Origin of the sequence: Hyella patelloides LEGE 07179 (genome assembly GCF_900659865.1) — a bacterium.
Lineage (GTDB): Bacteria > Cyanobacteriota > Cyanobacteriia > Cyanobacteriales > Xenococcaceae > Hyella > Hyella patelloides.
The window spans coordinates 1-12739 of sequence record NZ_LR213777.1 but is presented as its reverse complement, the minus strand read 5'-3'; the positions used below and the strand labels follow the sequence as shown (position 1 = coordinate 12739).

Below are 12739 nucleotides of genomic sequence, written 5' to 3'. Positions count from 1 at the left end.
TGCCGTGGGCGATCGTCAAAATCACCAACGCCAAAATTGTAAGTTGTCTTATCTTCTACCAATTTCCTAGTTATGCAGGTTATATTTACCAAACACAAAAACTGCGATTATTCGATTGTAGTTACTGGAAGAGATCGCGTTAAACTACAGTTTCAGGGCGTAGGTAAAAAATTCCTCATTTCTCATGATTTATCTCACTTTATTGTTGAGAGTAAATTGAATCTGCATCAAGGATTTTGGGGATGTGTAGCTAATGGTGCTTTATTTCCAGGCATGAACATTATAGAAGGTCGCCAGAAAGCTCATGCTAAATCTAAAAGCAAACAGGTAATTAAAGAGGCGCATCAACAACTAAGATTAGCAGAATGTTTTGTGCGTTTGTTTGATGAAATCACAACAGCAGAATTAGAACTATTTCCTGGCATCGCAAAAAAGTATCTATCACAGATATCATCGGATATTAAGCCTCAAGAATTACCAAATTCAACAATTTTGGATGTTTGCTCGGTTCTCAGGACTTTTCAAACTGATTGGCAAGCAATGAATATAGAAGAACATATCAAGCTTCACTGGAATCGAAAATTTCCTGATAAATCTCTGAATGTAAGTTAAGGATATATTTACAGACAATGAAATCTCGTCCCACACTCCAAACGTCAAGATTAATTTTACGACCCTTTGAATTAGCGGACGCACCAGAGGTGAAGAAGCTGGCAGGAGCTAGAGAAATTACTTCTGTTGAATTTTTTGGAAGAAAAGCTGTAAGGAAGTAATGGTTTTGCCTCAAAGAGTACCCATTTGGGTACTAGGCGTGGTAAATTTTTCCTCCTAGTATAAAGGATAGATTTGATTGCCACGGTTGTAAACATATTTAGGAGAATCAATTTCTGACTGACTCACAAAAGCACATCATTGGCTTAGTAATATATCCAGGCATGACTGCACTTGATATTGTCAGACCGCAGCAAGTTTTTAGTTCGCTTCCCAATGTCGAAATCCATCGAATTTGGAAAACACTAGACGCGATCGCAACTGATGATGGAATGAGGCTCTTACCCGATGCAACCTTTGGCAATTGCCCGCCTTTTAATGTTGGTTCGCCAGAGAAAGCGGGACTCGACTTCGTAAATAAAGCAATATCACATGCCATACAAACACTGTTTCAAATCAAGGAGGACAGTTTATCGTGACTATAAATTCGGAACTCTCTGGCGATCGCACTTCCCCCAACTGGATACAAATCAGCTTTTACGCGACTTCAGTTATTTTTAACCTCTGCTTAATTGCTCAATTGTTAACGGTTGGGATTGCCTACTTCAACAATCCTGGCTGGTGGAATATCCATGTTTCGCTGGTGCGGGGGTACAGTGGGCTATCTTTAATCTTACTGGTAGTATCTGCGATCGCGCCCTTCTCAAACAGAATTCGCTCTCTGGCTGCCAGTTTACCAGTGCTGCTGGGACTACAATTTTGTAGCATTCATCTCAAAACTCCTCTCCACCTAGAGGTATTTCATCCTCTAATTGGATTTACATTGCTGTATGTTTCTTCAAGCCTCGTACATCGTGTATTCCGTGAAGTGTTCAAAAAAAAGTCAGATGCTGTAACTGAATCTCAGATTTAGGAAAAAGAACAATCTGTACATCTTTTGATTAAAACTTGCGAATCAGCCTGATTATCTGTTACTAGTTTAAGGGCATAATTGGGCTTGAATTCTTATTCTTTCGTATCAGCCACTAAATTTTATCTGAACCATTGAAGAAAGAGAAATAATGTCAGTTCGCACATACATAAGTTGAAAACACCCTTACTTAGATCGGCAACGCCGAAAAAAAAGTATTTTTTTGTTGATTGTTGATTGTTGCCAAATGTTACCTATTCCCTAAATTATTGAAACTTATTGACCATTGCTTCTAAAAGAGTTTGTAGCACTTGATATTCTTCGGCATTAACTTTGCGATCTAATAAGGCAATACTGGCGGTTTGCGAAAGTGCGACTGCTGCGACATCAGCATCTAAATCTTTAACTAAGCGATCTAAAGATTGAGGTACTTTTAAAGCAGATTTAACTCCTAACAACATTGATTCTTCTAACCCTAGTAACTGTAAATGGGGATAAATTTGTTCCCAATCCGTAGCATCATTGGGATTACTCATTTGAATAGCATATGCCAAAATGCGCTGATACTTGGTTTCTTGATTCGCGGGAATTGAAGCAGAATTGATGAGTGATTCTTCTGTTTCTGAGGTATTACGACTGAGATTTTGCAAAATTTGTTGCCAGTCACTATCTTCACTGCTATCAGGTTGACCAACCGTTATTGATACTTTAATTTTGTCTCCAGCAGCATTAAGTTGAGTAACTTTAGCTTGGACTCCCAAAAAACCGAGCCATCTGGCAATAGTTGTCACTAAAGTTGCTCGTGTCGCTTTACTTTTAGCCAATAGGCGAATTTGAGTCGTAACCATGGGGCGAACTATTTGTGAAAGCATTAGTTATTAACCAGCGACTATTTATCAGTGAACAATTCTTAATCTCTTATATCATTTACTTTTTACAGCGCAAATCTTTAATGGGATTGACTAAGATAAATATTGTAAAAAATATTATAATTTCAGAATAAAAATAATTGGTCTTAATATAGATTAACGAAGAATCAGAAAAATATGACAATTTCACAAGCGATCGCTTAACTAAAGAGCAATTTTGCCAGACTGTTTAAATCAAAAACTGTATCAAACAATTGACATTTGATTTTACTACTAAATCCTGAATGATAATTTAGAATTGCTTATAGAGGTAGTGCATCAGCAAAGTGTGGGATAGGTAATCAAGTCATTCCAACTCCAGGGTGCGCTCGCTAATCCTGTCCGCATCGCAGCAGTATTTTTCTTTCGGCTATGAACCCAAATCCAGTTAAAATAACTGACTACTAATCTTACCGTTCCTTCCGTCTGTTCCCAGACTTTGGCAAATTTATTCTGTCTCCGATGCCACCGTCCAGCTTGCTGTCTCACAATTCCGTTAGTGCGCTCTAATTTTTGAGTTTGGTCTTTACCCAAATAATGAAAAATATTGCCACACTGCAAGATTTACGCTTACCTGAAACCCATAACACACCCACAGCAACCACTAATAACTATCCTGTAAGCAAGCTATCTACAATTACAGAAGCCAATCAATGGATTGAGTTGCGATCGCGGATTAGTAGAATTAGTGACTAACTTACCCCAAGAAACGAAATTCAACATTCTTGATTGTTCTCAGTATCGCTCTCGATCTTTAATCATTTTTCTATGGGTGAATTAGGCAAACGACTCCATTCATTCCATGAGCCGTCGTAATTTTTTACCTGGGGATAGCCCAATAGATATTTTAAAATAAACCAAGTATGACCAGAACGTCCTCCTACTGCACAGTAAGGAATAATGGTTTTATCGGGAGTAATACCCTTTTCTTGATATATTTTTTGTAATTCACTGCAAGTTTTAAAAGTCCCATCATCATTGTGAGCCAATTCGTAGTAAAGATTAATTGCACCTGGGATATGTCCCGCACGCTCATTTTCTTTGGGTGGTTCTAAAAGATATAATTCGCCATGATATTCTTGAGGCATACGAACATCTAGTAAGATACGATCGCTTTTTTCGATGGAGTCTTGAACTTCTTGGGATAATGCTCGCAAGCTTTCATCGAGAGTATTCACATGATAATCAGTGGGTGTGACAACTTTTTTTTCTGTAGTCAAGGGATAACCATCTTCGAGCCACTTCTGACTACCACCATTTAAAATCCGAACATCAGCGTGTCCAAAAACTTTGAATAACCAAAATATCCAGCCAGAGCTAGGAGTATCACGATGAACTAGGACTACGATATTATCATTACTAATACCAAAACTTCCTAGTAATTTTTCGATAGCAGTAATGTCAAAATTAGTGCGGAAATCGGGTAGTAGTGGTGTAGTGAAGTTCCAGAAAATCGCCCCTGGAATATGACCATCATCATAAAGTTGAGAATCGAGAGCCATTTCAATAATGCGAATATTAGGGTCGTCAAGATGTTCTGATAACCATTGAGTATCAACCAGTGTTTCGGGATGTGCGTACTGAGACATAATTTTTAATCTGTCTGTAATTCAACTATGGCTATGATAAAAATCATTAGTAGCGGTGAATAGACCTCGAAAGGGTACACTTTTTGACAAGTAGTGATGAAAGATTCTTTAAAATCTTTATTTGAAGCGATCGCTAAAACGGAAAGCGAGAAACAATTACATCTTGATGTTATTGGTCAAATCGGGTCATATTTTGCTGCAAAACGCTATCAGCTTTTTTTGTTAGATCGGCTTCCCTATATCATTAAAAAATCCCAGACGTTTCAATTGGCTTCGTTGTTAGATCGCAATCCTGTGATACGTTACCTCATGGAGCATCATGCACCAATCCACGAAGGAGTATTACTATCAACAGAGAAATGGAGAACTCTTTGTCCTCGTTTCGATCATGGTCATGTAATGGTAGGCCCTATTGTCAACGATGGTAATCTCATAGGTGCTTTGGGTCTAACTCGCGATCGCAATTCGGAGTCTTTTAACAGTCAAAACATTGCAGAGATGAGTGCTTTGTGTCTGCATTTATCAATTTGTTTCGCCAAAATACAATCCCAAAAGATCGAGTTAACTTCTTCCAATATCAAATTAATAACCCCTCGTGAAGTACAAATCGCTGAATTAGTTGCACAAGGACTAACCAATGCAGAAATTGGCAAAAATCTTTGGATTACAGAAAATTCGGTTAAAAAAGCCTTAAAAAGGATGTTTCGTAAGTTGAAAGTTTCTTCCCGTACCGAAATGATTGCCAAATTATCTAATTAGAGCATAACGGCAATTATCAATTAATAAAATTATTGGGCGTTGGTGAATCAAGGTATGATTTTTTTGATTTTCATATTTTACTCTTCTTAACTGGAGTTTAGACTAAAATTTTAATGTTTGAGCAATCTAGTTGAGAATGGATTGTAGCAAAACTATTTTGATGGTTGAGATTTTGTGTGACACCAGAAAGAACAATTAAGCGCATTGAAAGCTTAGTAGTGATTCCCATGTAGTGAAAAATCAGCGATCTCTTAAGATATTAATACTTCTGTACTTGATAACGGCTTTGGGTCAAAATCTTGGATTTATTGATAGTGGATGATATTATGCCCACAAAATTTAATTTTAAGGCGCGATTGCTTGATGGTTTATTTATTAAAATCTTTATTCTATTTATGAATTAAAGGTTCTTTAAAAATCATTCTTGATTTTTGCCCTAAATGTGGCAGTAATTCTCTTAGAAAAAATGGGACAATCAATAATAATAAAGCCAAAAATGAGTGTAAAAACTGCGGACATCAATTCGTTATAAATAATACTAAAAAAACAGTAACTCAATCACAAAAAGACTTGATAGATAAACTTCAACTTGCTTCCTAGTTATTTCACATAGCTATCCCAAAGAGAGAATGAATCTAATCTGATATCATTTATCATTGCGTTCTACATTTGGCGATTAACTCGACTAAAGATTAATAAAGTCTGCCGAATCGAGGGCAGCAGCAGCAGTATTCTCTACAGTTGCCAAAAGTTGACCATTGAAACTAATCGAGACATCTCCAGAAGAATTATCGCTAATACCGAGGTCGCTGAAGGTAATACCCGTTGGTAAGGCTAAGGTATCGGTGCCATTGTTAAAATCAAGAATTCTGTCCTCTCCACTGTCTGGAATTAAAAGGAACTGGTCCCTACCACCATCACCACGGAGACTATCGATGCCATTGCCACCAAAGAGGAGGTCATCCCCCCTATCGCCAAAGAGTTCATCGTTACCGCTACCTCCGTCAAGAGTATCGTTGCCGTTACCTCCGTCAAGGGTATCGCGATCGCCACCCCCCAGCAGAATATCATTGTTGCCTTCTCCCCGCAAGAGATCGGTACCATTATCTCCACTCAGCAAATCGTTGCCTCTACTGCCTCGGAGGTCATCAGCACCGCTACCACCATTGAGAATGTCATCCCCACCATTGCCGATGAGAACGTCATTGCCCCCCAGACCTTGAATCAGGTCGTTAGCAGAGGTACCATTAATGTTGTTGTTAGCCCCATTCCCGTTGAGCTCGTTGGTGGTAATAGGAGTGTTGGCAAATTCAACTGTCAGGTCAAAGGTATCTATGGCAGGAGTGCCACCTTGACCATCATCAGCGTTGACGGAAACAGTGATGGTGCCTAGCTCGTCTCCAGTGGCAAAACCACTGAAGGTACCCGCGATCCCGTCGAAGCTCAAAAAGTCTGGGAGGGGCTCTCCATTTTCGAGGTTAGCAGTCAAGGTTAAGGTGTCTCCATCGACATCATTAAAGGTGTTAGCGGGAACGGTGAAGGAGAAGCTATTAAAAGGATCTGCAATTCGCTCGACGATGGGATTAGCTACTGTAGGATCGCTATTGGAAGCGTTGATTAATACTGATACATTGTCACCAAACAGGTTAGCAGTAACGAGGTCGGAGTTACCATCACCATCCAAGTCGCCTACGGCTACTGAAAATGGAACATCTCCCACAGCGAAGGTAGATTGAGTCGCAAAACCACCACTGCCATCTCCCAACAGCACTGATATATTGTTATCCAATCGGTTAGCAGTAGCGAGGTCGGAGTTACCATCACCATCCAAGTCGCCTACGGCTACTGAAATTGGAAAATCTCCCACAGCGAAGGTAGATTGAGTCGCAAAACCACCACTGCCATCTCCCAACAGCACTGATATATTGTTATCCGATTGGTTAGTAGTAGCGAGGTCGGAGTTACCATCACCATCCAAGTCGCCTACGGCTACTGAAATTGGAAAATCTCCCACAGCGAAGATAGATTGAGTCGCAAAACCACCACTGCCATCTCCCAACAGCACTGATACAGTGTCATCTAAAAAGCTATTAGTAGCGAGATCGGAGTTGCCATCACCATCAAAGTCGCCTATGGCTACTGAAACTGGACCATCTCCCACAGCGAAGGTAGATTGAGTCGCAAAACCACCACTGCCATCTCCCAACAGCACTGATACATTGTTATCAATAGCGTTAGCAGTAACGAGGTCCAAGTTGCCATCACCATCCAAGTCGCCTACTACTACTGAAATTGGAGTATCTCCCACAGCGAAGGTAGATTGAGTCGCAAAACCGCCACTGCCATCTCCCAACAGCACTGATACATTGTCATCAATATCGTTAGCAGTAACGAGGTCCAAGTTGCCATCACCATCCAAGTCGCCTACTACTACTGAAGCTGGAGTATCTCCCACAGCAAAGGTAGATTGAGTCGCAAAACCACCACTGCCATCTCCCAACAGCACTGATACATTGTCATCAAGACCGTTAGCAGTAGCAAGATCGGAATTGCCATCACCATCCAAGTCGCCTATTGCTACTGAACGTGAAGCATCTCCCACAGTGAAGTTAACCGCATTTTCAAATGTCATCACGATCATTTTCCTCTCGATTTTCTGTATTGCTTTATATGTTTTAAGGAACAATCGGGAAGAAGTAAGGATTTTTTGCGCAACAGGCGATCGCAAAAGAAAGTCTAGTAAAGGTGTTGCAACGCAAAGCTAGTCTTTTAGGGCAGCCCGAACCTCAGACACAGCAAGAGTTATCTATATCTTCTATCCCTTCAACACCAAAAGAGAGCCTAAAGCTTAGAGCTTAGAGCTTAGAGCTATATCCTAAAGGACTTCCTTCGGTCGTGCGAAGCGGTATCCGTGATAGACGAACAGAAACATTTTGTAGGTAATACATCAAATCACCAACGCTATAAAATTATTGGAGATGTTGCTTTAACAATCTGCCTAAAATGGCAATTCCTCGGTCGATTACTTCAGGAGCGAGGGAAAAGTTTAGACGCAAAGAGTTGTAACCTTTTTGACCAGGAAAAAATGACATCCCAGGGTAAATAAGTACATTTTCTGAGCGAGCCTGATAAGTAATTGACACCAAAGAAATTTCAGAAGGTAGCTGTACCCAAAGAAATAAGCCTCCATTAGGTATCGTCCAGGTAGCTTCTTCGGGAAAATAGCGTTCTAACGCGTGCAGCATAGCGTTACGACTGCACAAATTACTAGTCCGTAAATGGTTGAGACGACGGCGATAATCTCCAGAAGCAAGATACTCGCTGACAATTGCCTGGGAAACTGTGGAAACGTGAAGATCGTGAAACAGTTTTTGTTTTAATAAAGGGCGATAATATTTTCCTGTTGCTAATAAGTAACCAACTCTTAAACCAGGCATCAAAGTTTTAGAAAATGTACCCGTATAGATAACTGAATCACTGCGATCTAAGGATTTAATCGGAGGAGGGACAGGTTCAAAATTTAAACCTTCAAAGGAGTTATCTTCTAAAATTAAACAACCATATTTTTCGGCTAAAGCTATTAATTGCTGGCGATGCTGAAGTGTTGTGGTAATACCAGTAGGGTTTTGTAAAGTGGAAACAGTATAAATTAGTTTGGGACGATGACTTTGTAGATATTGTTCTAAAAGTTCTAGATTCATTCCCGAACCCTGCATCGGAATCCCAATAATTCTCGCGCCAATATCGTCAACAATGTCCAGAGTTCCATAATATGTAGGACTTTCGGTAACGATCCAATCTCCTGCTTGCAGATAATGATTCATTACTAGAGATAACCCTTGTTTTGAGCCGTTGGTAATAATTAAATTATCGGCAGAAACCTCTAATCCCAATTGAATTAGCATCTTGGCAATTTGCAGGCGCAAAATAGACTGTCCTTGAGGAAAATCATAATTAAATAGACTTTCTGTCACCTGTTTCATAGCTCGTCTGGCGTGACGTTGTAAATCTTTTAAACCAGAAGCTATGGGAAATCCACTGCTAAAATCAATTACTCCTGGCTGACTTTTTGCCTGTACTGAAAGTTGATAAACATTGAAAAAAGAAACATTTTGCTGTTCGGGAATAATTACTTCTTGAATAGGAGCAAAATTGGATTTTATCTGAGAAGAAATTAAAGATTCTGGATTAACAAAGTATCCCGAACCTGGACGAGCATGAATTAAACCATCGGCTTCTAAAACATTGTAAGCCTCAATAACAGTTAATTTATTAACCTGAATATTTTTTGCCAAAGCTCGAATTGAGGGAAGACGATCGCCTGTTGGCAAAGTTCCAGATTTAATTAAACGACTAAAGCGATCGCTAATTTGTAAATAAACTGGTTTTACTGCTTGACGGTCGATAGGAAATTTCACTTTGCCTTCTTCTTTAAGTCTACGGTTATATTACGCTATCTTTTCCCAGTCTTACTGGTACGGTTTTGATTGATTTTTAATAGAACAGTTGATAATTATACTAACTGTACTAGCTACATTTTAAAAGTTTTGTACCTTCTTATTTTTAATTATCTAAGAGATAGTAAGAGTAGATTTGAAATGGCAGTCAATTAACTAATTATGTTTAAGATAGCTAAGAAATAATTTTATCTGACAAGAAAAAAGTAAATTAATTTTATCTTTCAAGGAGATCGAGATGAAAACACTTCGTCAAGAAAATAGTTTTGCCAGTCAAAAAATAGAAATTGAGCAAGATAAAATATTTGTTTTCGTTAAAATTTTTTGGATATTTAGTAAATATTATGGCGGATATATAGCTAGTCTACACTCTAAAAGAAAATATAAAAAGTAATTTTTATTACTAAAAAATCAAATTTTACGCACAAATAACAACTAAAATTATCGAAATAATTGAGGATTTTTATTTTCTTAGATGTAGTTATCTAAGCTTTTTAAAAATTCTCTCAATAGATAAATATAACATAATAGTTATAGGCATATAATCGAAACTATAACTATTAGCTAACCAGTATTAGATAAAGCATAAATATAAATGAAGCTCTCTTCAAAATCTCAAAAAGATTTGACAGGTTGGGGTTATGGTTCTTTAGGAATACTAATTTTTAGTCTCACCTTGCCAGCCACTCGTCTTGCCGTTTCAGAATTAGAGCCAATTTTTGTTGGTCTTGGTCGAGCAGTTGTCGCAGGAAGTTTATCACTGATTTTGTTAATTTTAACTCGTCAAACCATACCTCCTTGGAGATTTTTGCCAAGATTTGCTGTGGTTGTTGGGGGAGTAGTCATCGGATTTCCCTGGTTATCTGCGATCGCAATGCGGGATGCTTCTGCTTCTCACGGAGCAGTTATTGTGGGACTTCTACCATTGGGTACTGCTATTTGTGGTGTTTGGCGAGGTGGAGAAAAAGTTTCTAGAGCTTTCTGGATTTTTGCACTGATGGGAAGCGGATTGGTGATTAGCTTTGCTTTGATATCTGGCACGGGAGCGATTAACCTAGCAGATTTAGCTCTGTTTGGAGCAGTTGCAACGGCTGCTATCGGATATGCCGAAGGAGCTATTTTAGCTCGTACTTTTGCTGCATGGCAAGTTATCTGTTGGTCGCTGGTGCTTTCCCTACCAGTTTTATTACCTGTTGTCTTAAAATATGCCCCTGCTTCATTTGATTCTATTTCTCTAAATGCCTGGCTGGGTTTTTTTTACGTCAGTGTTTTTAGTATGTTTTTAGGTTTTATGGCTTGGTATCAAGGTCTGTCTGCGGGAGGAATTGCTCGTGTTAGTCAGCTACAACTGATTCAACCTTTTCTGACTATTTTGGCATCGGCGATCTTGTTGAGTGAACCTTTGACGGTGACAACGCTGAGTTTTGCAGTAGGGGTAATTATCTGTGTAGTTTTAAGCAAGCGTTTCTAAACAGCATTGAAAATAAAGGAGCGAAGCTATAAGCGCGATTGCGCGATTGCGCGATTGCCGAGCGAATAATTTCTACAACTCATCAAGGTGTTCGAGACTTGCTCAAAAAATATCCATTTATCTATCTATAGTGTTCTCCAAATAAATAATGAGTTGAGATACTATCTTTTAGTCTTCCTCTTTTAACGGCAAATGCTCCATCAGAAAAGCTCCTGCTTCAGATATAGCTTTTCTACCATTCGCAAGATGAGGAGCAAATAATTGGAAACAGTGAATCATATCCTGCCAAACTTTTAATTCTATGGGTACATTGTCTGCTGCTGCTTTACTAGCCAATCTGAGAGAATCATCGAGTAAAATCTCTTGACTTCCCACGTGAATCAATAAAGGAGGCAGAGCGGATAAATCGGCATAAATTGGCGAGACAATGGGATTGAGACAATCTCCTTCTGGGAGATAGGAATTGACTACTATTTTTAGAAGTTCTGGAGATACAAAAGGATCTAGTGCTGCCAGAGTTTGTAAAGAGCGTCCTTTTCTCGCAAAATCTGTGAAAGGAGACATCAACAAAGCACAAGCAGGAAAAGGTTGGCAGTCTTTTTTTAATGACAACATTATGCTTAATGCTAAATTTCCTCCCGCAGAATCACCAGCTAGAGCTATTTGTGTCGGATTAAAGTTACATTTCTCAATTAACCAACGGTAGGATGTTAAACCATCTTCTAAAGCTGAAGGAAAGGGATGTTCTGGAGCTAATCGATAGTCAATTAGCAAAACTTGGGTTTGGGCAGCAGCCGAAAGATCGCTAGCTATATATACGGCGATGAGTATTGCGAGAGCCAAAAAGATAGCCCCCACCATGTAGATAGAGAATTATCCCCTCTGAAGATGCTTCTAGAGTAGAAATAAAATCTGCGGGTACGCACCAATCTTGATTTTTGATGACCTGCAATGGCTCGATGAGGCTTCTATTGCTTTGTTGCATTATGCTATGCGATCGCTATATCGCTCTCCAATTAAATTTATCTGTACTGCCCGTCCTCATGAGTTAAAACAAAATCAACCTGGGTCAAAATCTCTTGAAGCCTTACGTCGAGATAAAAGAATCGAATGGATTGAGTTAAAACCCTTAGAACTTTCAGAGATTGCTGATTTGATTAAAGTCTTTCTTCGTCAAGACAACAGCACCTCAAAAGTTCCAGCCAGCGAAAATCTGCAACGTATCTATACCGATAGTGGAGGCAATCCTTTATTTGCTCTAGAAACCGTAAGAGCTTTATTAGAGGGAGATACAGCTAATTTAGGAGATTTAGGCAGTTTAATTAGCGATCGCCTAGATCGCCTAGATCGCTTAGATGTTTGAGTTTATTTGCTTATATCGAAGCTGCTCAACTCAGCAAGCAAAGAATCGAACACTGTAAAAAAATCGATCCTGCTACTCAAGTTCAGTTAAAGCTAAAACTGCTACAAGTTTTGGCACAGACAGGAATTAACGGGACTTAAACAAAAATTAAGCCCAAACAAAGCCACAACTGGCTTTATAAGCTGCAAATACGTGCCGATTTTGGTTCAGCCATTCGACAAAACGATACGGACATCTCACGATTCTGAGGAGACCTCAGAATTCGTGTCCTCAAGATATAGCTGTACGAAATGGCTGTCTTAGCTTCAGGAAATGTATCCAACGGTTTATTTGCCCAACGCCTTCTTAATCCTCCAGTTAACTTATGCCAAAGGATAAAAGTATAAGCACAAAAGACCAGAATAAAATGCCTTTCTAAACTCTTTTTTTCTCGGACTTGGTATTCACTTAATCCTAACCACCCCTTAGCTTCACGGGTTGAAAACTTCTACCCAGTTTCTTTCTGAATAAGTCTCAACTATCCACTCTTCTGTTACCCTAACTCCTTCAACATTTGTTATCAAATAATCAA

The 12739-nt window shown here is 39.1% G+C and carries 15 protein-coding genes and 3 pseudogenes; 11 read left to right on the top strand and 7 right to left on the bottom strand.

Annotated elements, in window-relative coordinates; genetic code table 11:
- The first annotated feature begins 72 nt into the window (after positions 1 to 72).
- The 4 genes and pseudogenes from H1P_RS03295 (at position 73) to H1P_RS03280 (ending at position 1624) form a co-directional block, all read left to right on the top strand.
- Complete coding sequence (locus H1P_RS03295) at positions 73 to 612, top strand: hypothetical protein (RefSeq protein ID WP_144864118.1); 540 nt, start codon at positions 73 to 75, stop codon at positions 610 to 612.
- 17 nt (positions 613 to 629) lie between these two features.
- Positions 630 to 773, top strand: coding sequence for a hypothetical protein (locus tag H1P_RS37210; protein ID WP_222426906.1), 144 nt, complete (start codon positions 630 to 632; stop codon positions 771 to 773).
- Positions 774 to 887: 114 nt separating this feature from the next.
- Positions 888 to 1094, top strand: a pseudogene (locus tag H1P_RS39230) (DJ-1/PfpI family protein); the annotation flags it as partial.
- Positions 1095 to 1186: 92 nt separating this feature from the next.
- Complete coding sequence (locus H1P_RS03280) at positions 1187 to 1624, top strand: DUF6220 domain-containing protein (protein ID WP_144864116.1); 438 nt, start codon at positions 1187 to 1189, stop codon at positions 1622 to 1624.
- A 263-nt stretch (positions 1625 to 1887) separates the two neighbouring features.
- Here H1P_RS03280 and H1P_RS03275 read toward each other — a convergent pair whose 3' ends face one another.
- Together H1P_RS03275 and H1P_RS03270 are read right to left on the bottom strand one after the other, a co-directional pair.
- The gene (locus H1P_RS03275; protein WP_144864114.1) at positions 1888 to 2469 is read right to left on the bottom strand and encodes a hypothetical protein; all 582 of its coding nucleotides are present in this window, start codon (positions 2467 to 2469) and stop codon (positions 1888 to 1890) included.
- A gap of 339 nt (positions 2470 to 2808) precedes the next feature.
- Positions 2809 to 3057 (bottom strand): annotated as a pseudogene (locus H1P_RS03270) (IS1 family transposase); the annotation flags it as partial.
- A 9-nt stretch (positions 3058 to 3066) separates the two neighbouring features.
- Between H1P_RS03270 and H1P_RS35720 the strand changes: the two are divergent.
- Positions 3067 to 3225 carry a hypothetical protein gene (locus tag H1P_RS35720; RefSeq protein WP_186375815.1) on the top strand — a complete coding sequence of 53 codons (159 nt, stop codon included), beginning with the start codon at positions 3067 to 3069 and terminating at the stop codon, positions 3223 to 3225.
- A gap of 62 nt (positions 3226 to 3287) precedes the next feature.
- Here the strand turns inward: H1P_RS35720 and H1P_RS03265 are convergent, their stop codons facing one another.
- Positions 3288 to 4118 (bottom strand): sulfurtransferase, encoded by an 831-nt coding sequence (locus H1P_RS03265; protein WP_144864112.1) that lies wholly within the window; start codon positions 4116 to 4118, stop codon positions 3288 to 3290.
- A 96-nt stretch (positions 4119 to 4214) separates the two neighbouring features.
- Here H1P_RS03265 and H1P_RS03260 point away from each other — a divergent pair, with 96 nt between their 5' ends.
- Together H1P_RS03260 and H1P_RS39765 are read left to right on the top strand one after the other, a co-directional pair.
- Positions 4215 to 4877: a LuxR C-terminal-related transcriptional regulator gene (locus tag H1P_RS03260; protein WP_144864109.1), complete on the top strand. Its 663-nt coding sequence runs from the start codon at positions 4215 to 4217 to the stop codon at positions 4875 to 4877.
- Between the two features lie 399 nt (positions 4878 to 5276).
- The gene (locus tag H1P_RS39765) at positions 5277 to 5477 is read left to right on the top strand and encodes an IS1/IS1595 family N-terminal zinc-binding domain-containing protein (RefSeq protein ID WP_425461521.1); all 201 of its coding nucleotides are present in this window, start codon (positions 5277 to 5279) and stop codon (positions 5475 to 5477) included.
- Positions 5478 to 5562: 85 nt separating this feature from the next.
- Here H1P_RS39765 and H1P_RS03255 read toward each other — a convergent pair whose 3' ends face one another.
- Together H1P_RS03255 and H1P_RS03250 are read right to left on the bottom strand one after the other, a co-directional pair.
- Complete coding sequence (locus H1P_RS03255; protein ID WP_144864107.1) at positions 5563 to 7509, bottom strand: FG-GAP-like repeat-containing protein; 1947 nt, start codon at positions 7507 to 7509, stop codon at positions 5563 to 5565.
- Between the two features lie 337 nt (positions 7510 to 7846).
- Positions 7847 to 9295 (bottom strand): aminotransferase-like domain-containing protein, encoded by a 1449-nt coding sequence (locus H1P_RS03250; protein WP_144864103.1) that lies wholly within the window; start codon positions 9293 to 9295, stop codon positions 7847 to 7849.
- Positions 9296 to 9572: 277 nt separating this feature from the next.
- Between H1P_RS03250 and H1P_RS35715 the strand changes: the two genes are divergently transcribed.
- Positions 9573 to 9728 carry a hypothetical protein gene (locus H1P_RS35715; RefSeq protein WP_186375814.1) on the top strand — a complete coding sequence of 52 codons (156 nt, stop codon included), beginning with the start codon at positions 9573 to 9575 and terminating at the stop codon, positions 9726 to 9728.
- A gap of 201 nt (positions 9729 to 9929) precedes the next feature.
- Positions 9930 to 10805 (top strand): DMT family transporter, encoded by an 876-nt coding sequence (locus tag H1P_RS03245; RefSeq protein WP_144864101.1) that lies wholly within the window; start codon positions 9930 to 9932, stop codon positions 10803 to 10805.
- Positions 10806 to 10973: 168 nt separating this feature from the next.
- On the opposite strand, the gene H1P_RS03240 is transcribed toward H1P_RS03245, so the two are convergent.
- Entirely contained in the window at positions 10974 to 11648 is a 675-nt protein-coding gene (locus H1P_RS03240; RefSeq protein ID WP_222426904.1) for an alpha/beta hydrolase, read from the bottom strand.
- A gap of 88 nt (positions 11649 to 11736) precedes the next feature.
- Between H1P_RS03240 and H1P_RS03235 the strand changes: the two genes are divergently transcribed.
- Complete coding sequence (locus H1P_RS03235; protein ID WP_186375817.1) at positions 11737 to 12168, top strand: hypothetical protein; 432 nt, start codon at positions 11737 to 11739, stop codon at positions 12166 to 12168.
- Complete coding sequence (locus H1P_RS35710; RefSeq protein WP_186375813.1) at positions 12165 to 12308, top strand: hypothetical protein; 144 nt, start codon at positions 12165 to 12167, stop codon at positions 12306 to 12308. The genes H1P_RS03235 and H1P_RS35710 overlap by 4 nt, the downstream gene beginning before the upstream one ends.
- A gap of 7 nt (positions 12309 to 12315) precedes the next feature.
- Here the strand turns inward: H1P_RS35710 and H1P_RS03230 are convergent.
- A pseudogene (locus H1P_RS03230) lies at positions 12316 to 12739 on the bottom strand (hypothetical protein); the annotation flags it as partial.